The organism is Burkholderia territorii (genome assembly GCF_902833055.1).
GTDB lineage: Bacteria > Pseudomonadota > Gammaproteobacteria > Burkholderiales > Burkholderiaceae > Burkholderia > Burkholderia territorii.
Genome location: NZ_CADFEJ010000019.1, coordinates 24,120 through 43,849 on the forward strand (window position 1 = coordinate 24,120; position 19,730 = coordinate 43,849).

A 19,730-nucleotide genomic window follows, 5' to 3' on the forward strand; every position below is an offset into this window, starting at 1 on the left:
GAATCTCCCGATAAATCAGCGGGCGCCGCCGGGTGCCAGGATGTTGACGCAAACACCGTCCAGGCACCCGGCGACGCTCGTTGCGTCATCGCCCGTTGCCGGCGTCCGAACGCAGGAAACGCTCCACCAGTCGGGCCCAGAACGCGGACCCGACGACCAGGTTCTCGTCGTTGAAGTCATATGTCGCGCTGTGCAGCGTGTTCCCGCCTTCGGCCGGGCCGTTGCCGATCCTCAGGAACGCACCGGGGCGCGCCTGCAACATGTATGCGAAGTCCTCGCTTCCCATCAACGGCGGCATCTGTTCCGTGACGCGATCCGCACCGACCAGTTCCTTCGCGACCTGGATCGCCAGTTCCGTTTCGGCATCGGCGTTCGTCACGACCGGATAACCCTCAACGTAATCGACGACGGCCGCGAGGCCATAACTCTCGGCCTGCGCGTGCACGAGCGCGGTGATGCGCTCCTTCAGCATTCGACGGATGTCCGTGTCGAACGACCGGACGCTTATGCTCAACTCGACCTCGCCCGGAATGACGTTGGGCGCCGTTCCGCCAGCTATTTTTCCGATGGTCACGACGGCGGATCGGGTCGGATCGACATTGCGCGATACGACGGTCTGCAAGGCCATCACGATGCTGCCTGCCGCCACGATCGGGTCGTTCGCCAGATGCGGGCGCGCAGCGTGTCCGCCCTTGCCGACGATCTTCACGAAGACCCGGTCGCCCGCGGCCATGAAGTTGCCTTTGCGGAACATGAACGTGCCGGCCGGCGCACCCGGGTGGTTGTGCATCGCGAAGACCGCATCGCACGGAAACCGCTCGAAGAGGCCTTCCTCGACCATCCGCTTGGCGCCGCTGTCGAAGCCGCGCTCCTCCGCGGGCTGGAAGATCAGATGGACGGTGCCGTCGAATCGCCCGCGCTGCGCCAGGTATCGGGCCGCGCCGAGCAACATGGCGGTATGCCCGTCGTGACCGCATGCATGCATCCGTCCCGGAATCACGCTCTTGTGGCCGAACGTGTTGAGTTCATCGATCGGCAGCGCGTCCATGTCGGCGCGGATCCCGATGCTGCGTGCGCTCGCGCCCAGCCGCAGCGTGCCGACGACACCCGTGCCGGCGATTCCGGTCTCGACCGAATAGCCGTATTCCTTCAGACGTTGCGCGACGAGTTCCGCGGTCTTCACTTCCTCGAACGCGAGCTCCGGGCAGCAATGCAGCGTATAGCGAAGCTTGCGCATGTCGTCGGCAAGCGGCTCGAGGTCGGAGACGGAGCTGAGGTCGGGTAATAGCATGTTCGATCCAGAAGAAGCGGCGGACTAGAAGGGTCCCAAGTGAATGGCGACGCCGGCTGCGATGGCGGCGATGCAGATGCCGAACCACGCGACCAGCAGGGGCACGACGAAACGCAGCCACTTGACATACGAAATACCGGAGGTCGCAAGGACCGCCATCAGGACGCCGGACGTCGGGTTGAAGCAGTTGATGAAGCCTTCGCCGAGCAGCACGGCCTGTACCGTCATCTGGCGAGTCAGGTGCAGCGTGTCGCCCAGCGGTGCGAAGATCGGAATGAGCACCGCGGATTCGCCCGATCCGGACGAGATTCCGACGTGAATCAACGCGGCGCTCAGGAACATGCTGATCGCGGCCGCCGTGGAATCGAGCGGGGCAAGCCATCCGGCGAGCATGTCGACGATCGGGTCGAGGATCTTCCCGTCGGTGAGGACGATCGAGATGGCCCGTGCCATGCCCACCACGAGCGCACCTTTGACGAGCCCGCCGCATCCATGAAGGAATGTGTCGGCGATCGTGCCGGGTCGAATGCCGCTTGCGATTCCGCTGGCAATTGCCATGACGACGAACATCGCGATCATCTCGGTCTCCGCCCAGTGCCGCGTCGATGAACCGTAGACGAATACCGCCAGGCAGGCGAGCACAATGCAGACGACGATCCATTGCCGGGTGTCGAGACGTCGTGGAGACGAGCGCGGCATCGTCTCGTCCATTCGCGGCGTCGAGGCGCAAGCCGTTGCGCCGCTCACGCGGCATGTGCGAATCCGGAACAGGAGAAAAACGATGGTGGCCACGACGAATGCAATGTAGATGCATACGCGGAACGTCATGCCGGAAAACATCGGCAGGCCGGCGAGGCGCTGGGTCAGTCCGGTCGTCACCGGGTTGAGGATGCCCGTGTTGAAGCCCGCATAGGTGCTCAGATAAATCAGCCCGGCTCCCATTTCCGTCGACAGCCCCATCGACTCGGCCAGCAGCAGTCCAAGCGGGACGAACGCCACGACCGAATTCGTCACCACGCCCAGTGTGCCGAGCAGCGAAAAGACGGCGCACAGGACAACGACGGTAACGTGCATCCGCGTGCCCCCGCTGTCCGCGGCCGATGCAAGCGCGTTGCGAACGGCACCCGTCGCTTCGAGCACTGCCAGTGCACCGCCGGTAAACAGGATGAGAAAGATGATCGGCGCGGACGCTATCATCCCCTTGGCCAGCGCGACGAACATGTCGCCCGGCATCACGCCGTGCCCGGCCACCGGTTTGAGGCTGCCGGGGACGACGAGGCTGACGCCATTGCCGACCGTTCGCGAGAACTCGCCCGAGGGCACGACCCATGTCGCGATCACTGCCGCCATCAGCATGACGAACAGCAGCACATAAGGGCTGATCGGCTCGCTGCCGCCGCGCGCGCGGGCTGGTCGCTGCTCCACGCCTTCGATCTGCCGGCTGGCGTCGTTCATGTTGCTCCTCCGTCGATGCATTCGAGCGGTCATCCGCTCTGTCTCCGTTTCGGCCGAGGAGTGTGCGCCCCCCTGACCGGCTATGCGGCGGAGTATCGGCGAAAATCCGGGTGGAAAGTTGCCTGACACGCTGCAAAAATGTTGCATTGAATGCAACACAGGAGCCCGGGTTGAATCCCCTCGAACGAAGTCTCTCGGAACGCACGCTGCAATACCTGGTCGCGATCGCGACATTCGGCGGAATGCGTCAGGCGGCACTTGGCCTGGATGTGAACGTTTCGACGATCAGCCGGCAAGTGGCCCAGGCCGAGCGCGAGCTTCGGCTGTCGCTCGTCACGCGTCGCGGGCGAAAAATGGAGTTGACCGAAGCGGGGCAGATGGCGGTCGATTACTTCCGCGACTGCGAGCGCAATGCCCGCCGGTTTCGCGCGCAGCTCGACGAATACCGTGGCTTGCGGCGCGGGCAGGTCACCATTGCCGCCGGCGAGGGAATCATGACGAGCCTGGTGTCGGTCGCGCTGAAGCCGTTCGTCGACAGATACCCCGGCATCGTCGTGGAGTTGCGCACCGGCTCGCTTCCGCAACTCATCTCCATGATTCGGGAAGACGTGGTCGATATCTGCGTGTCCATCGGCGCTTCGACCGACCCGACACTGAATGCGCGCATGTTTCAGAGCGAGCCCTTGTGCGCGATCTTTCCGGTCGATCATCCGATGGCGTCGCGCAAATCGGTGAAGATGGAAGATCTCGCTAACGAGCGGCTGATCTTCATGCCTGCGGAGTTCGGGCTGCAGGCCCATGTCGACGCAATACTCGCCGATATCGGGCGCACGTACGCGCCGGCATTCCGCTGTGACCGGTTTTCGACGGCCGCCGCAATTGCCGCACAGGACCTGGCCGTTGCATTCATGACGCGCGGCGCGGCGCAGGAGCGAATCGACTCGGGCGAGGTGAAGGCCGTGCCGATCGACCATCCGATCGCACGTACATTCGACCGCTACGTGATCACACGGGCCGGACGGCGACTCGGCCCGGCCGCGAACTATCTCCTTCGGGAAATCGTCAGGCTCATGTCGACCGTGTAGCAACGGAGGGGACGCCCACACGCGTATCGCGCCCGGGCGTCCGTGAACCGACGCGACGACGCTTCGACAGGTCACGAGGGGCGCGCTTCGATCGGGTGGGCAACATCGAAATCGACTGAAAGCGATGGCGCTTGATAACCGGCAAACAACCCACGAGCACGATCAGCGCACCGGAGAAGTACGACGCCTCCCGCGCAAAATCGTCGATCCCGCTCCAGTGCTTCGGCGCATGCCTGACGCCAATTGCGGCCAGCATGCCGGCCACAGCGCGATCCCGACCGCGCATGTCCCCGAGGGCTTGCTAGCGACCGGATCTGGCCTGTTGCCTGCGTTCCACCCGCATGCGCCCGGGTGGCTCGAAGTACGTCCCGAATCGGACGAGCCCGGCCTTCCTGAGGTGACAGATCATCTCGAAGCTCACCAGCACGCCGGGGTCGTTATTCTCCAGGATCTCGACATCGATCGCGCGGATGCGCGGTTCGTATTTCAGCAGCGTTGCCTCCATCTGGTTTTTGAGCAGGTGGGCAGACGCCGGCAAGGCCTTGTAGATGTTGGTCAGGTCCGGCAGCCCGTAGTCGGGCAAATGCTTGAGTGCCCCGGCGCGCGTGTTCAGGATGCGGCGCACGTTCTGCTGCACGCTTAGACATTCCAGCGTCCGATCATCGTAGGCGTCAAGCGGTTCGCCACCGATCTGGCCGAGCAGCATGTCGTAGAGGGAGGGTCCCGCCGGCATGGTCGTCCTCCGCCCGTTACACGGCGACGGAGGCGGGCTCTGCCGTCCCGGTTGCCACGTCGTCCCGATCGATGAAATCGATCGTCAGGTTCCCCTCGACCGAGCTCGACAACACGATCTTCGCGGGCACGAGGCCGGCCGCCATGCGCGCGAGCAGTTCACGGGAGACGGTGGGCAGGATGCGCTGGTTCAGGAACGCGTCGACGTTGCGCGCGCCGGACTCGCGCGCAAGGCAAAGCTCGGCCATCGCCACGATCAGCGACTCGTCGCACGCGAGCTCGACGTCGTGCTGCCGGCGCAGGCGCTCGGCAACTTTCGCCAGCTTCAGCCGCACGATGGACCCGAGCGCGACGGCGTCGAGCGGCCGATAGACGAGTGTCTGGAAGCGGGCCAGCAGCGCGGGCTGGAAATGTGCGACAAGCTGCGGGAGAATTGCCTCGAGCAGCTCGGTCTGCGCGATTTCCGGATTGTCGGCGGTGACTTCGTCGATTCGGGCGCTGCCGAGATTGGAGGTCATCAGGATCACGCAATTGCGGAAATCGATTTCTCGTCCCTCGCCGTCGCGCATCGTGCCGCGGTCGAACACTTGGTAAAAGATGTCCAGTACGTCGCGATGGGCCTTTTCGATCTCGTCGAGCAGCACGACGCCATAGGGGCGCTGGCGCACGGCTTCGGTCAGGATACCCCCGCGGCCATATCCGACGTAACCGGGGGGCGAGCCCTTCAACTGGGACACCGTATGCGACTCCTGGTACTCCGACATGTTGATCGTCGTGAGCGCCGCTTCGCCGCCAAAGAGCAGGTCGGCCAGCGCGAGGGCGGTCTCGGTCTTCCCCACGCCGGACGGTCCTGCGAGCAGGAACACACCGAGCGGCGCCTGCTCGTTCTTGAGCCCCGCTTTCGCAGTGCGCAGGCTCTCCGCGAGCGCAGCGAGCGCGTCGTCCTGGGCGACCACACGCTTGGCCAATTGCTGTTCAAGGGTCAGCAGGCTCTGCAGTTCGTCTTCCATCAGGTTGCCGACCGGCACGCCCGTCCATTCCGCAACGACGCGCGCAATTGCCGATGCGTCGACGTCCACGAAGACCAACGGCGTCTTGCCTTGCCGTTCGGCGAGCCGGCGTTTGGCGTCGTCGAGCGGGTCGCGGTCGGGTGTTACGCTGCTTTCACTGATCTCGGCCCGATGCTGGTGGACGAGATTGACCAATTCGAGTTCGCTGATATAGCGGGCCTGCAAACTTGTCAGCACGTTGCGCGCCTCGGTCAATCCGCTTTCCAGCGCCGCGCGTCGGACCGCGACATCATCGATGCCGGCTCGCGCATCCGCGTCGAGCGCTGCGAGTTCCAGTTCGAGCGCGGAGACCGCGGCGCGTGCACGCTGCAGCTCCGCCGGCGGTGACTCCAGACCGATGCGCACGCGCGCGGCGGCCGTATCGATCAGGTCGACTGCCTTGTCCGGGAGTTGCCGTGCCGGGATGTAGCGGCGCGATAGCCTGACGGCCGCGACGAGCGCCTCGTCGCGGATGTGTACGTGGTGGTACTTCGCATAGCGGCTCTTCAAGCCGCGCAGCATCAGGCATGCCGCATCGTCGTCCGGTTCGTCGACCTTGATGATCTGGAAGCGGCGCTCAAGGGCGGCGTCGCGCTCGAAGAACTCCTTGTACTCCGACCACGTGGTCGCCGCGATCGTGCGCAGCTCGCCGCGCGCGAGCGCGGGCTTGAGCAGGTTGGCGGCGTCGGCGCCGCCGGCGGCATTGCCCGCGCCGATCAGCGTGTGGGCTTCGTCGATGAAGAGCAGGATCGGCGTGGGCGAGGCCTGCACCTCGTCGATCACGTTCTTCAGGCGCTGCTCGAATTCGCCTTTCACGCCGGCACCGGCCTGCAGCAGACCGAGATCGAGCGTGAGAATGCGCACGTCACGAATGACGTCGGGCACGCTCCCCTCGGCGACGCGCAATGCGAGGCCTTCGACGAGTGCGGTTTTGCCGACGCCCGGCTCGCCAACGAGGATCGGATTGTTCTTTCGCCGGCGCGCGAGGACATCGACCATTTGCTGGATCTCGCGATCGCGGCCGAATACGGGGTCGATGTCGCCGCGGCGGGCCTTGTCGGTCAGATCGATCGCAAAGCGGGCGAGCGCATCGCTTTCCGTGGTTCGCTGGGGCGCCGGTGTCGAAGTTGGTGTCGCGACGCGCGCGCGCTCCTCTTGGGTGTCGGCTCCGGCCGGGACCGTCGCGTTGTCGTCCGTTCCGGCTTCGGCGCCTTCACCCATCGGGCTCTCGCAGGACCGATGGGCCAGGCGGGGCAGGAGCCGCTGGACCTGCGCGCTACTGACGGAGAGCAACGGCCAGGCGTTCTGCGCGCGCAGTACATGGGGCGTATCGACAATCGCCTGCAGCAGATTGCCGGACCGGATCGTTGCCTCATCGGTCTCCGACGACGCGTACATCCACGCGTCCTGCAGCATGGTCGCCAATTGCGGGGAGAGGGCGGGCTTGCCGCGCAGATTACGGGGAAGGTGTTCGATCGCGGCGATCAGCGCATCCCAGACGGTATCAATGTTGATTCCGTAGTGCAGCAGGATCGCCGGAATGTCGCCGTCCCCCGCCTGGATCAATTTGAGCAGCCAGTGCTCGACCGTGATTTCGTCCGCGAGCCGTGTCTGGCAGAGGCTCACGGCCGCTTCGAGCGCCTTTGCGCAGTGCGGATTCAGCCGGCGGAGCAAGTGGGTAGTATCTCGCGGAGTCATGTCGATGCCAGGGTACGGAAAGGAGCGAGCAACGGTCGTCGGCGCCGCGCGCTCCCGGGTAGAAAAAAGGCCAGCCTGAACAGGTCAGGCTGGCAAAGGAACCACCCGAGGACGGTGGTTCCACACCAAAGGTCAGAATCAGGAACGCTCGTTCCAGGTGTCCTTGTGGATGATGTTGCCGTCCTTGTACGACCACGTGATCGTCTCGTAGCGCAGTTCGATGTCTTCGAGGTGATTGTGCTTCTCGTAGTCCGGGTTCTTGATGTCGAGCATCTTCGGCTTTACCGCGACGATCTTCACGTTGTCGAGCTTGGTGTTGAAGTACTCCTTCTCCTTGCCCGCGTCGTCGATCTTGTACCACTTGATCTCGACCGACTTCAGCGTCTGGCCGCTCGTCACCGCCTTGTACAGGTACGGCGTCGACGCGTCCGTTTCCTTCGTCAGCATGATCGGCTTGTGGACACGCGTGCCGGTCAGCTTGCCGGTGTTGCCGTCGGTCGGAATGTGGACGCCGTGGTCGAACGCGACGAGTTCGACGCTGCCTTCACGGCCCTGAACCGTCACCGAACCCTTGATGTCGGCGCCGCCATCGTCCTTGAGCCACATATAGGCGGGAATTGCCATTGCTTCACTCCTTTATACGTACTACTAATGTCGCCCGGAGCCAGCCCCCGAGCTTCAGAATCCCAAAGCGGAATGCTTCAGGGGCTAAAGACTGCTTTTTTACTTGCCCTGGCCCTCACGGGCAGGGAGGTCCGGCACCAGCGTGATTTCCACGCGACGATTCCTCGCACGCCCGTCCGGCGTATCGTTGCTCGCAATCGGCCGCGTCATGCCGTAGCCCTGAATCGCAAACTGCGTCGCCGGAATACCGGACGCGTCGACCAGCCAGTCCCGCACAGCCTCCGCGCGTGCCGTGGACAGCTTCAGATTGCTGTCCGGCTTGCCCACGTTGTCGGTGTAGCCGGCGACGAGAATCCGCTTGTCGGGATGCGACTTGATCATATCGAGCGCGCTGACCATGGCGCGATTCGATCCAGGCTTCAGCTGCGCGCGGCCGCTGTCGAACAGCGACATGCTGTCAAGCGTTACCACGGCTGGCGGTGGGGGCGGTGGCAGGTACGATGCAATCGCGTCGTTCAGCGCCGGTATCAGTTGTGTGCCCCGATACATGCCGAACGACAAGCGCAGCGGAACACCGATGCGTGCATAGCGGTCGAGCTGATCGCGATCGGCGACCAATACCTGCAGGGCGTCGCGTTTCGCGGCGTCGTCATCGGTCGGGATCATCCAATAACGGCCGAGGTCGGTGCCGATTCGGGTCAGCAAGGCTTCGTTGTTCCTGGCCGCGCCCCAGAAGGCGGCCGTGGCCGCGCAGGCGAGCAGGGTGAGCACGTGCGCCACGGCAGCCAGGCGAGGTGACAGCCAGTATCGTCTGGGCATCGCTTCAATCAGCGGCTGCGGGAGTGGCCACGGGGTCGGCGAGGCGGCGGAGCTTGCACGCAACACGCGAGTCTGCAATTCGACGTCGCGCTCCCATGGGCCATTCGGTCCGGTCACCGGGCCGCAGTCGATCCAGCCGGCGCCGAACAATGCCCACGGCGTTGCCGGCTGCTGTTGATCCGCGAGCGCGCCAAGCAGGATGCGCTGCGTCCAACCCACGATCGACGCAAGGGCGGCTGCACGGGTCGCGGCCACGCGATCGCCCATCGTGCGCTGGACCGCGTCCTCGGCGGCCCGGATCACCGGTTCGAAGCGATCGGCATCCGTCAGGCGGGTGGCGGAAGAAACGCCGTACCACTCCGGCGTCGCAGAGCCGCCCGGGCCGGTGGTAAGTCGTTGGTAGACCGCCACGTACCCGGGCAGGTGCGTGCCCAGCATTCGGGCGGCATCAGCGACTGCCTGCCGAATGATCCGCAGTTTTTGCACCAGTACGTCCGTGCCCGTGTGCAGCGCCGGTGCGACCGACAGCACAACGCCATCCGGGGCCCGGCCGTCGCGCCATTGCCTGACCGCGACCGCCAGTCGCGGCAGATCCTGCGGGCGATCGACGCGCAGCCAGACGGCGCCGTCGCCGACATGCGCGTGCCGGGTTTCGCCAATCCTGTCGAACAGCGCGGGCAGACCGTCGCCGGTCACGAGTACAAGCGGCATGCGCGTGCGCAGGTTCGCCGGAATGTCTGCCGTCGCGGCGCCCAGTGCGGTCAGTACGTGCGCGCTCTGCTCACGCGCGCGGGACAGCCGGTATGTGCGCCACCCGATCAGCGCGAGCGCAACGAGGCCGACGATGACGGTGAGCATCCAGGCGACGCCGGGACCGAGCGGCGACACCAGCCAGATCACCGCGAGCGCGAGCGCGGCCGCGAATGCGGCCATGAGCCGGGACGGATAGCCGAGCCCTTCGTGGCCGCGATCGGGGGCCCGCGCCGATGCCGCGGAGAGAACAGGCAGGTCGGATTTCACGGGCGAGCAGCCTTTGCCGTCACCAGATGCGCGAGCTGCACGTCGAGCGCCGTGGACCAGACGCCCCAGACAACCGCGGCGACAACGCAGGCGAGCGCGGCGATCGCCCAGGGGGAAAGCCGGTAAAACCAGTCGGAAAGTCGCCGTCCGGCACGATCCGCGATGAACGGTCGATCCGAGGTCGAGCGCAGTGCCTCCAGTTTGGCGTCGAGTGACGCAATCAGCGCGGTGCGCTTTGCTTCGCCCTCACGGGCGTATCGGCCGCGAAATCCCATTCCGAGGATCGCGGCGTAGCATTCGAGCAGGGCGACCGGAGGCGATGGCTCGCGCATGCGCGCGTCGAGTCGCTCGAACACGCGCTCGCCAGCTTCGTGCAGATTGAACTGCTCCACCTGCAGAGGCTTGTTCTCCCATCCGGACCGGGAATCGATCGGTAGATGCCGCAGCGCGGCCTCGTCGAGCAGCCCGCATTGCGCGACCAGTGCCTCGTTGCGGACGTCGTCCGGAAAGCCGCGTCGCTCCAGGGCGCTCGCGAATTGGTCGACGAGCTGCTTGCATCGTCCGCGCAACGCGGCCGAGTCCTGCGCTTGCCCGCCCGAGGCGAGTGTTGTCACGAGCAGCGCCGTGTCGCGCAGCAGGTCGCGAATCCCGTCACGGTGCGGGCCCCCCGCGCTTGCCGTACTCTGCATCAAGGCGCTCTCGTTTCGATTGGAAGTCAACGCATTCATGAGCGGAGTACCGCGTAGAGTTCGAGCGAGGCGTCCGGCACCGACGCAGGCAGGTAGATCTGGCAGGCTCGCGCGGCGAGCATCTTCGCGTGCACTGTGCTGGATGCGTCCAGCGCGAAGTAATGGTTGTCCAGACGCACCGGGATTGCAGCTGGCACCCGCTGCACTGCCTTGAGCGGAATGCCGAGCAGTGCGGAGTTGATGATGTGCTCGACGTCGTCGGGCGCTCCGATCTTGCACAGCCGCGGAAACTGTTCGACGAGCTCGAACGCCGGCATCGGCGCGTTGACCGACAGGTACCAGTCCGCCGCGTCAGCAACGATTCGCTCGTCGAGGAACTGGCCGGTCCAGGTGGTCGGCCCTTTGCGGGTGAGGCCGATCGATATGACCCGCGACGGAATGATGGCGTCGAGCAACGCTCGGATCGTCGACTCGAGCTTCGCGAACACCTCGTCGGCCCGACCGTGGTCGTACGGCGGAATGTCGGTCAGTTGCGCGCCTGTCGAGAAGGTCATCAATGCGCTCGCCAGTTGTGCCAGCGTGACATACAGGTGCTCCGGCGACCGGCGCGGGTGCGTGGAGAACAGCCGCAGCTGCGGCCACGCCGCATGGATGCAGTGAAGCAGCCAGAAGAGCTGCACGTCCGCCACGCCGTATTCGGCAACCTGCTCAATGCGTTCGCTACGGCGCGCACCAAGCGCACTGCTCTTGGCCTGAAGGATGTCGGCAAGACGATTGACTCGCTCGAGATGCAGCGGATGACTGCCGAGTGTGAGGCAGGGCGGCACAAACCGGTGATCCACCTGGAACTGGCCGTTCGATCCGCGGGTCAGTCGCGCGATCGCGCAAACCGTGTCATCGGCGTGCGACTCGAAGTCGAACAGCAGGCGGACGGCATGACGATCGGCCGCGATCTCGGTCTCGCCGGTTCCGTTCAGATCCGTGACCTTCACGAATTCGCGATATGAGCGCCGTGGACGCGCGAGCGAGGTCTCGTCGAAGCGGCAGTTGCTGCCGTTCGCGTCCGGCAGCGCCAGTGCCGCGAGTACGACGACACTCTGAACGTCCGCCGACACACCTAGCGTCAGATCACGCGCAGGAGGTAGTGCATCGGCGATGGTCGTATCGATCGGCGTGCCGTCCGGAAAGCACAGCCTCAGACGTGTGAGTTTCAAGCGGCCCGTCGCCAGCGCTTCTTCGTCGACTTCGACGGCGAGCATTCCCCACGGCTCCGCGATCGCAGCAGAAGCGTACTGACGTAGCGCAAATTCAGTCCATCTGTCCTGTTGCTGAAAATGCTGCTGGGTCAGGATGAGGCCCTCGTGCCAAAGTGGCTTCTCAATTCGCATGGTCTCTCGTGTAGTGCGACTGTTCGTTATTCGGTGCAACGGCGTAACCTATACACGATATTCCGCGAAATGCGCAACCGATGGCGTCAAATCCAAGTGTTTTGGTTTACTAATGAGGTGCGCAAAAAGTGTATTAAAACGTCAAATCTCAAATTACTTCGCATCTCAAAAATATTATTTCGAGATGGTTTTCGTGGACGCCATGGGAATCGTGGGTCAACTATCTAGACGTCTCGGAGGGGCATGCCCAGCAAGGGTTTTGCGATACGTTGGCATCGGATGAAAACGACATGTTGAGTACTGAAAACGTGTTTTTGGGATATTGAGGCATTGTGCTTAATGTATAAATTCACGTTTTTCCAGATGGATTTCTTGAATTCAATAGCTCCGATGGTGCGCGACACGCTTTGACGAGTCGCGGGTTTACCGTGTATAAGTGCCGTGCGATATCGCCGTACGAAACGGAGACCACACAATGCCGCACCGATCAGAGCACGCTGTGCGTGATGTGCGTTACGCGCGCCGCGTCGACACTGTCGGCATCGTGTCCAACACGTCGTGCACCTGCCCGGCGTTTGACCGCTATTAACTAAGGATTGCCAATGGACAGCTTCCAGAGAGAAATTCCGAAGAGTCGCGTCTCAATTACATTGGATTTACACACGGGCGGGGCCCAGAAGAAGGTCGAGCTGCCGTTGAAGCTGCTCGTCGCGGGCGACTTCAGCGCGGGCCGTGAGCAAGCGCCGCTGGCCGAGCGCAAGAAGGTCAATATCGACAAGAACAACTTCGATGCCGTCCTAGCCGACTTCGCGCCGGATCTCAAGATCGCGGCAGAAAACACGCTCGCCGGCGACGGTTCGGAACTGCCGGTGAATCTCTCGTTCCGCTCGATGAAGGATTTTGAGCCGGAACAGGTTGCTCGCCAGATCCCGGAGCTGCAAGCGATGCTGGCCATGCGCAATCTGTTGCGCGACCTCAAATCGAACTTGCTCGACAACGGTACGTTCCGTCGCGAGTTCGAGAAGATTTTGAAAGACAAGCGCCTCACTGACAAGCTTCGCGGCGAACTGTCACAGATCGTGACAGCCGCTACGCAACAGGAAGGTCATGCCTGAGCGCGGTCGGCCGAAGAAGGCCTCAACCGCCTCGCGCAACCATGCAGCCATACGAATCGGGACTGAGAGAACCATGAAGCAGAACGAAGCGGGTCAGCGCGCAACGGAAACCGTCGTGCTCGAAAACGACAGCGTCTACGCTGCGCTGTGCAACAAGATCAACCTGAAGCCGGTCGCCGAGGCGCGGCCGCTCGAGGCGTTTCGCGATAACGACACGCTTTCGGAAGCGTCGGCCGACGAGCGCGTTGCGCGCGGCATGGATGCGCTGCTCAATCTGATCGCGAAGGAAAGCAAGCCGGTCGATCGCCTGGACAAGTCGTTGCTGGATTTTTACATCGGCCAGCTCGACCGGCAGATCAGCCGTCAACTGGACGCAGTCATGCATACGCCGGACTTCCAGGCGATCGAAGGGCGTTGGCGCGGCCTGAAGATGCTCGTCTCGCGCACGGACTTCCGAAAGAACGCGCGCATCGAAGTGCTTGACGTGTCGAAGGATGCGCTGCAGCGCGACTTCGAGGACACGCCGGAGCTGATTCAGAGCGGCCTGTATCGCCTGACCTACGTCGAGGAATACGACACGCCGGGTGGCCAGCCGATCAGTGCGATGATCAGTGACTTCGAGTTCACGCATTCGCCGCAGGACGTGGCATTGCTGCGCAATATCTCGAAGGTCGCCGCCGCCGCGCACATGCCGTTCATCGGCGCGGTCGGCGCGGCATTCTTCGGCAAGAAATCGATGGAGGAAGTCGCTGCGATCCAGGACATCGGCAACTACTTCGACCGTGCGGAGTACATCAAGTGGAAGAGCTTCCGCGACACGGACGATGCGCGCTACGTCGGCCTGACGATGCCGCGCGTGCTGGGTCGCTTGCCGTACGGCAAGGATACGACGCCGGTTCGTGCGTTCAACTATGAAGAGGCGGTGAAGGGCCCGGACCACGACAAGTATCTGTGGGTCAACGCGTCGTTCGCATTCGCGGCCAACATGGTTCGCAGCTTCGTGAACAACGGCTGGTGCGTGCAGATTCGCGGCCCGCAGGCGGGCGGCAAGGTCGAAGACTTGCCGGTTCATCTGTACGACCTCGGCACTGGCGTGCAGCCGAAGATCCCGACCGAAGTGCTGATCCCGGAGACGCGCGAGTTCGAATTCGCGAATCTGGGTTTCATTCCGCTGTCGTTCTACAAGAACCACGACTTCGCATGTTTCTTCTCAGCCAGCTCGACGCAGAGGCCGGCGCTGTACGAGACGAAGGAGGCGACCGCCAATAGCCGCATCAACGCGCGCTTGCCGTACATCTTCCTGCTCTCGCGCATTGCGCATTACCTGAAGCTGATCCAGCGCGAGAACATCGGCACGACCAAGGATCGACGGCTGCTCGAGCTGGAGCTGAACAACTGGATCAAGGGGCTCGTGACCGAGATGAAGGACCCGGGCGACGAGCTGCAGGCGTCGCACCCGCTGCGCGAGGCAAAGGTGACCGTCGAGGACATCGAGGACAACCCCGGCTTCTTCCGCATCAAGCTCTTCATCATCCCGCACTTCCAGGTCGAGGGCATGGATATTGGCCTGTCGCTGGTGTCGCAGATGCCCAAGGCCAAGAGTTAAGCCAGGCTGATCCGGTCAGTTCCGTGTGTTGACCGCCGGAGCCGTGATTGCTCCGGCGGTGTCGTTCGTATTTCCTGCCCGCTCAACGGAGTTTCAGCATGTTGTCGATCCTGCCTACCCAGGCCTATGAGTTGAAGCTCGCGCCGCACCCGGCGCCGTTCTCCGTGCTCGAGTTCAGTGGGCGGGACGCCGTAAGCGAGCTGTATCACTACGACATCGAGTTCACCAGTCCGGCGACCGGTATCCCGATGGATCAGGTGGTGGGTCGACCCGCGAAATTCAGCATTGCTCCGGTCGATCCGAATATGGACTATCTGCGCAAGATGTTCGGGGAGAACGCGGAGCAGTTCAGCAAGATGCCGCCCGCGCGCACCATCCACGGCATCATCACGGAATTCGACGAACTTGCTACGACGGCCGACCAGACGCACTACCGGGTGCGGCTCGAGCCGGTGCTCGCCGACCTGAACCGGGGTGTCACCAGCCGGCTTTTCCAGAAGCAGTCGGTCGAGGAAATCGTGACCGAAACGCTGCGCCATTACGGCTACCGCGCCGGCGTCGACTTTCAGTTCCAGCTGCGCGGCAAGTACAAGCGGCACGAATACGTTACGCAGTACCACGAGACAACGTTTGCCTTTATCCGGCGCCTCTGTGCGCAGGAGGGCATCTGGTTCCGCTGGGAGCAGAAGAAGGATCACGCGGTGATCGTGTTCGGTGACGATCTCGATGCCTATGCGCGCAAGCAGCGCACGGTCCCATACCGGCGTGACGCGGGGCTCGAGAGTTCCGGGGCGGATGCGATCAAGACGCTCGAGAAGCGCACGCGCCGCGTGCCTGAAGCAGTGCGCCTGCACGACTATAACCACCGCGAGGCAGGCGTATCGCTCCTCGTCGAGGAAAACGCCGCGCGTGCCGACAAGTCGACGAACGGGATCGACTACCGCTGGGGTGAGCATTACGAGACGCCGGAGGAGGGCAAGCAGATCGCGCGTCGGCGTCACGAGGAGTATCTGGCGAACCAGATCACTTTCAAGGGCACCGGCAACCCGTTCTGGCTCGAGGCGGGCGAAGTCATGCGCGTCGAGCCGGCCCAGGCCGACGCGAAACACGGGATCTTTGTTACCGCGGTGGAATCGAGCGGCGGCCGTAGCCAATCGTACTGGGTAACCTTCGAAGGGATTCCGTCCGATCGCGTGTATCGGACGCCGCTCGCTTCCGTCAAACGACCCGCCATTGATGGCATCCTGCCGGCGCGCATTACGTCACCGGGAAACTACAAATACGCGTACCTGACCGAGCAGGGCTGGTACGTGATCAAGCTGCCGTTCGATCTCGACGAGTGGAGTCCGGGCGGCACGAGCCGGCCGGTGCGGTTCGCGAAACCGTACAGCGGGGACAACTATGGTCATCATTTTCCGCTGATCGACGGGGCGGAAGTGGCCATCGTCTTTACCGATGGTCATCCGGACAGGCCCGTGATCATCGGGGCCATGCACGACAGTCTGCATCCGGATCTCGTCAATAACCTGAATCACACCCGGAACATTGTTCGCACGGCGGCGCAGAACGAACTGCGAATGGAGGATAAGGAAGGGGGCGAGCATATTCACCTCACGACGCCGTTTCAGACCAGTGAGCTGAATCTCGGCCACATGGTCGACGCCGATCGCAAGGAACGAGGAAGCGGCGCAGAACTTCGAACGGACGGTCCAGTTGCTGTTCGAGGAAAGGGTATCTTTGTCACGGCCACCGTACAACAGACGGGAATTGGAAAACAGCTTGACATGGACGATGCCGTCTCGCAACTCGAGAGCGCGCTACAAATCGCGAAGTCACTGCGCTCGTCGGTCGAGTCCGCTAGAGCTGAAGCCGCTGACATAACAGCGCAGCAGCAAGTGAACAGCGAATTGGAAGGGTTGGCACAGCCGGGTCTGCTTTTAAGCGCACCGGCATCTGTCGGCATTGTGTCAAACAGCAGTGTCCAACTTGCTGCAAGAAACAATATTTCCGCAGTCGCCGGGAAGAGTCTTGATATCAGTGTCATCAAGAAGTTGAGCGTGGCCGCTGGCGAGGTCATCTCCCTTTTTTCGCAGAAGCTGGGGATCAAACTGTTCGCTGGCAGAGGTCCCGTCGATATTCAAGCCCAAAGTGACGCCATGTCGCTTATGGCTGAAAAGGATCTCGTTGCTTCGAGCGTCAACGGAAAGGTGCGAATCCAAGGACAGCGGGAGATTGTCCTTGAGTCTGGTGGCGCCTACATCAGGATTGCGAATGGCAACGTCACCATCGGTGGCCCCGGGGACCTCATTCTCAAAGTCATCACGATGCAAAAGCAGGGCGCGGGTTCGTTGAATGATGCTCTCAATGGGATGCCGAAACCCGGAGGTCTCTATGACGAACAGTTCACGCTTCGCGACGAACACACAGGCGAAGTTCTCGCGCACATGCCGTATCGAATCGAAACGCCTTCCGGGTTGGTCGAAGGCGTCACGGATGCCGTCGGCCGGACATCACGAATTTATTCGGATAAGGCTCAGGTTCTGAAAGTTTTCAAGGGTGACAATAATGCCTGAGGTCAAGCCGCTTCACGAAGCCGCCACAAACAGCACGAACGTCGGCTCTAGTAACGTCGACGTCAAGGTTCCGCCTGAGCCGCTTGCCGTCATTCACACCGGTACTGGAGAAATTTTCTTCATTCCGGAGAAGGACAGCACAGAGTTCACGAACCACCATAAGTCGCTGAGCGATGCGGTAGCGGAGTACCACTCAGCAAACCATGTCGTTCAATTGCTCGACGAGCATCGAGCCGAACTATTGTGCCAGAGCGGGCCAAGCTGCCCGAGCCTCCAACCAACCATCGACGCACTTAAGATGGCGTTGCAGTGGCAAGACGATGCGCATACTAAGTATCACCAGATATTCGCCGATCTCGATCCGCTTCCTGTGGAGCCGAAGCCGAATGCCAGGGACTCAAAACCCGCGACCCCGACGGCCGAAAAAGAGAAAGAGGACAGCAATAAGCTCGATGGTACTGGCAAAAAACTCATCGAACTGATCGCCCTGAAGAAGCTTTCCCCGGAAGAGCAAGCGAAGAAAACAGCCGAGGAAAAGAAAGTGAAGTTCGAAAAGGGCACACTGAAGAAGCAGCTTGCGTCTGCAAAGTCCTTGCCACAGCTGAAAGAACTCGGTAAATGGCCCAAGGTTCCTTCTGAAACGCTCTTTTATGTCCGCTCAGACAAGATCAAGACGCACTGGCCGAAGGCAAAAAATCTTGACAAGACGAAGTGGAGCGATGTTGTTCGTGATGAACAGGGGAATCGACGCTTCGATGGAAAGAAGATGCGTCGGTACGTTCTTGAGCAGGCGGACAAGAAGGGCATTGACTGGGTAAAGAAGAAGTTTCACCTGGACGACCTCGAATTCAGTCGCAGCACCACGCTAGGACAGTGGTGTGAGCAGTGGAACAAGAAGGCCGTTTGGGAGCCGAAAGGTGGCACCTGGACGGTTAAGGATGCCGCGATCGCGGATTGGGACGCCAGCGCGAAGGCGCAGCTCATGCGGTTCTCCTACGGTGCCAGCCTCAAGCCGGACTTTTCCATCGTGGGTAAACAGGCAAGCGTGCGCGCAGAAGGCCATGCAGAGATCGACCTTGCCAAAGCCGAGGCGGGGCTGAAGCTCTATTTCCCGCGCAAAGAAGGCTGGTTGTGGTACCACACAGGATCGGATGGCAAGGAATATGATCTTGTTGCTATGGTGTTCGAGGCCGATCTGCAGGCGTCTGGCGTAGTCGGGGCCAGCATTGCAGCCGAACTGGCATTGGAAGTAAAGCCGGCGCTAGTTACAGAACGCGCTGCTCCTTGGGTGAAGGGAAAGCCGGGGCCGAAGGGCCGCGAGGCTCGCAGACAAAACCGTGCGGAGCTCAAGAAGGGGCAGGAAATCAGCGAGGGATCGCTGGAAGCAGGAGCGAATATCTTTGCTGGCGCGAAGGCTGATGCTTCGCTTCAAGGTTCCCTCAACTGGCGCGATCCCGCAAACAAAAACAAGGAGTTCGCCCCGATCGCGACGATCCAGCCTCTAATCGGTGGAGAAGCTGGGCTAGGAGCAGTCGCTAGGTTCTCGATCGAATATACCCATGGCATGTTCCGATGTGTCACACACGCGGGTTTGTGCATCGGTGTGGGTGCCGAAGGGGAAGTGACGTTTACGGTCGGCGTCAACGAAATCGAATCATTTTTCCGGTGTATCGGGACCAAGATCGCTTATGGGAGATTCCAAAATCTCCAGATATTTGCGGACGACACTTTTCAAATTTTCGCAAAGATCAAGGTGATGTCGGCTCTCGGCCGAAAACGTCTCTCGGAATTTGTCAACAAAACACTAAGTGATCTCGAGCAGATGTGGCGTGATATTTATGCTGCCTCCACGCCCGCGGATTTCCGGCGAGTCGTGGCCGTTGATCCGACCATGCTTGATTCAGTGCCGGAAGTCCGTGCAATGGTTGCAAGCCGCATTGTAGAACTGTCGACGCAACCCCAAATTCAGGCGGCTATACCGGACGCCGTGCCGCAGGCAAAGGCAACGGTACTTTCCCTGCTTGAGAACGTCACTGCCAGGCCGGAACTGGACAACGTGATTCAGCACATGACGTCGAATGGTACAAAGGCCAGTTTTGACGCGGTCATGACCGAACTCGAGACGTTCTTCAAGCTCGGTGCCACTGGATCTTCTCAGTCGGTTGAGAATGTAGCCGATGCCGATGGTAGTGCGGCGACGTCTCTTTGTTCCATCGCGTTGGCGGGTGATTTCCGCGGCTGGTACGACGCGTTTTCCGGCACCCTAATGGACGAAGTGCCACACGGTTATTTGCTGCAGCCCGCCACATCGGTTGCGTACGAGGTTCAGCGTGGCATGACGGACCACCCGCTTTATGCTTCATCTGGCTGGGGTGCATACTACACGGATGAAGCCTGATAAAACGATATTTGATACTGAACTTCGAGTACCTGCGCGGCGGCTCTGCGTCGTGTAGTTCAGTACGAGCAAGGCGGCGAAGGTCGAGTTTCGATTAAATGAGAATCGATGTGTGATCGGAAGGATTGTCGGCGGCATAAATCGAGTTGCTGGGGTTGGTTTGATAAAAAGGGATTAAGTGTGAAGAA

General features: G+C 61.9%; 13 protein-coding genes. 5 read left to right on the forward strand and 8 right to left on the reverse strand.

What is annotated here, in order from left to right; genetic code table 11:
- Positions 1-85 precede the first annotated feature (85 nt).
- Together HW466_RS25360 and HW466_RS25365 are read right to left on the reverse strand one after the other, a co-directional pair.
- Positions 86-1,291: a M20 aminoacylase family protein gene (locus HW466_RS25360; RefSeq protein WP_151003419.1), complete on the reverse strand. Its 1,206-nt coding sequence runs from the start codon at positions 1,289-1,291 to the stop codon at positions 86-88.
- 24 nt (positions 1,292-1,315) lie between these two features.
- Complete coding sequence (locus HW466_RS25365; protein WP_151003421.1) at positions 1,316-2,746, reverse strand: YfcC family protein; 1,431 nt, start codon at positions 2,744-2,746, stop codon at positions 1,316-1,318.
- Positions 2,747-2,916: 170 nt separating this feature from the next.
- Between HW466_RS25365 and HW466_RS25370 the strand changes: the two genes are divergently transcribed.
- Entirely contained in the window at positions 2,917-3,831 is a 915-nt protein-coding gene (locus tag HW466_RS25370; protein WP_059945236.1) for a LysR family transcriptional regulator, read from the forward strand.
- A gap of 301 nt (positions 3,832-4,132) precedes the next feature.
- Here the strand turns inward: HW466_RS25370 and tssE are convergent, their stop codons facing one another.
- The 6 genes from tssE to tssK all read right to left on the reverse strand — a co-directional run bounded on the left by tssE (position 4,133) and on the right by tssK (position 11,850).
- On the reverse strand, positions 4,133-4,564 hold the full coding sequence (gene tssE, locus HW466_RS25375; RefSeq protein WP_059543287.1) for a type VI secretion system baseplate subunit TssE: 432 nt from the start codon (positions 4,562-4,564) through the stop codon (positions 4,133-4,135).
- Between the two features lie 16 nt (positions 4,565-4,580).
- Entirely contained in the window at positions 4,581-7,310 is a 2,730-nt protein-coding gene (gene tssH, locus HW466_RS25380; RefSeq protein WP_151003425.1) for a type VI secretion system ATPase TssH, read from the reverse strand.
- A 138-nt stretch (positions 7,311-7,448) separates the two neighbouring features.
- Positions 7,449-7,934, reverse strand: coding sequence for an Hcp family type VI secretion system effector (locus tag HW466_RS25385; protein ID WP_059543208.1), 486 nt, complete (start codon positions 7,932-7,934; stop codon positions 7,449-7,451).
- Between the two features lie 99 nt (positions 7,935-8,033).
- Positions 8,034-9,773 (reverse strand): OmpA family protein, encoded by a 1,740-nt coding sequence (locus tag HW466_RS25390; RefSeq protein WP_151003426.1) that lies wholly within the window; start codon positions 9,771-9,773, stop codon positions 8,034-8,036.
- Positions 9,770-10,501 (reverse strand): DotU family type IV/VI secretion system protein, encoded by a 732-nt coding sequence (locus HW466_RS25395; protein ID WP_151003428.1) that lies wholly within the window; start codon positions 10,499-10,501, stop codon positions 9,770-9,772. The genes HW466_RS25390 and HW466_RS25395 overlap by 4 nt, the downstream gene beginning before the upstream one ends.
- The gene (tssK, locus tag HW466_RS25400) at positions 10,498-11,850 is read right to left on the reverse strand and encodes a type VI secretion system baseplate subunit TssK (protein ID WP_151003430.1); all 1,353 of its coding nucleotides are present in this window, start codon (positions 11,848-11,850) and stop codon (positions 10,498-10,500) included. The genes HW466_RS25395 and tssK overlap by 4 nt, the downstream gene beginning before the upstream one ends.
- Before the next feature lie 602 nt (positions 11,851-12,452).
- Between tssK and tssB the strand changes: the two genes are divergently transcribed.
- The 4 genes from tssB to HW466_RS25420 all read left to right on the forward strand — a co-directional run bounded on the left by tssB (position 12,453) and on the right by HW466_RS25420 (position 19,542).
- Positions 12,453-12,965, forward strand: coding sequence for a type VI secretion system contractile sheath small subunit (tssB, locus tag HW466_RS25405; protein ID WP_059543218.1), 513 nt, complete (start codon positions 12,453-12,455; stop codon positions 12,963-12,965).
- A gap of 73 nt (positions 12,966-13,038) precedes the next feature.
- A complete protein-coding gene (tssC, locus tag HW466_RS25410; protein WP_151003432.1) occupies positions 13,039-14,571 on the forward strand; it encodes a type VI secretion system contractile sheath large subunit in 1,533 nt (510 codons plus the stop codon).
- Between the two features lie 98 nt (positions 14,572-14,669).
- Positions 14,670-17,144: a type VI secretion system Vgr family protein gene (locus tag HW466_RS25415; protein WP_174905597.1), complete on the forward strand. Its 2,475-nt coding sequence runs from the start codon at positions 14,670-14,672 to the stop codon at positions 17,142-17,144.
- On the forward strand, positions 17,137-19,542 hold the full coding sequence (locus HW466_RS25420) for a hypothetical protein (protein ID WP_174905598.1): 2,406 nt from the start codon (positions 17,137-17,139) through the stop codon (positions 19,540-19,542). Before HW466_RS25415 ends, HW466_RS25420 begins: the two co-directional genes overlap by 8 nt.
- The last annotated feature ends 188 nt before the right edge of the window (positions 19,543-19,730 follow it).

Coding starts and splice junctions, on each gene's coding strand:
- HW466_RS25360 (WP_151003419.1), bottom strand. CDS start 1,291: ATGCTATTACCCGACCTCAGCTCCGTCTCCGACCTCGAGCCGCTTGCC.
- HW466_RS25365 (WP_151003421.1), bottom strand. CDS start 2,746: ATGAACGACGCCAGCCGGCAGATCGAAGGCGTGGAGCAGCGACCAGCC.
- tssE (WP_059543287.1), bottom strand. CDS start 4,564: ATGCCGGCGGGACCCTCCCTCTACGACATGCTGCTCGGCCAGATCGGT.
- tssH (WP_151003425.1), bottom strand. CDS start 7,310: ATGACTCCGCGAGATACTACCCACTTGCTCCGCCGGCTGAATCCGCAC.
- HW466_RS25385 (WP_059543208.1), bottom strand. CDS start 7,934: ATGGCAATTCCCGCCTATATGTGGCTCAAGGACGATGGCGGCGCCGAC.
- HW466_RS25395 (WP_151003428.1), bottom strand. CDS start 10,501: ATGAATGCGTTGACTTCCAATCGAAACGAGAGCGCCTTGATGCAGAGT.
- tssK (WP_151003430.1), bottom strand. CDS start 11,850: ATGCGAATTGAGAAGCCACTTTGGCACGAGGGCCTCATCCTGACCCAG.
- tssB (WP_059543218.1), top strand. CDS start 12,453: ATGGACAGCTTCCAGAGAGAAATTCCGAAGAGTCGCGTCTCAATTACA.
- tssC (WP_151003432.1), top strand. CDS start 13,039: ATGAAGCAGAACGAAGCGGGTCAGCGCGCAACGGAAACCGTCGTGCTC.
- HW466_RS25415 (WP_174905597.1), top strand. CDS start 14,670: ATGTTGTCGATCCTGCCTACCCAGGCCTATGAGTTGAAGCTCGCGCCG.
- HW466_RS25420 (WP_174905598.1), top strand. CDS start 17,137: ATGCCTGAGGTCAAGCCGCTTCACGAAGCCGCCACAAACAGCACGAAC.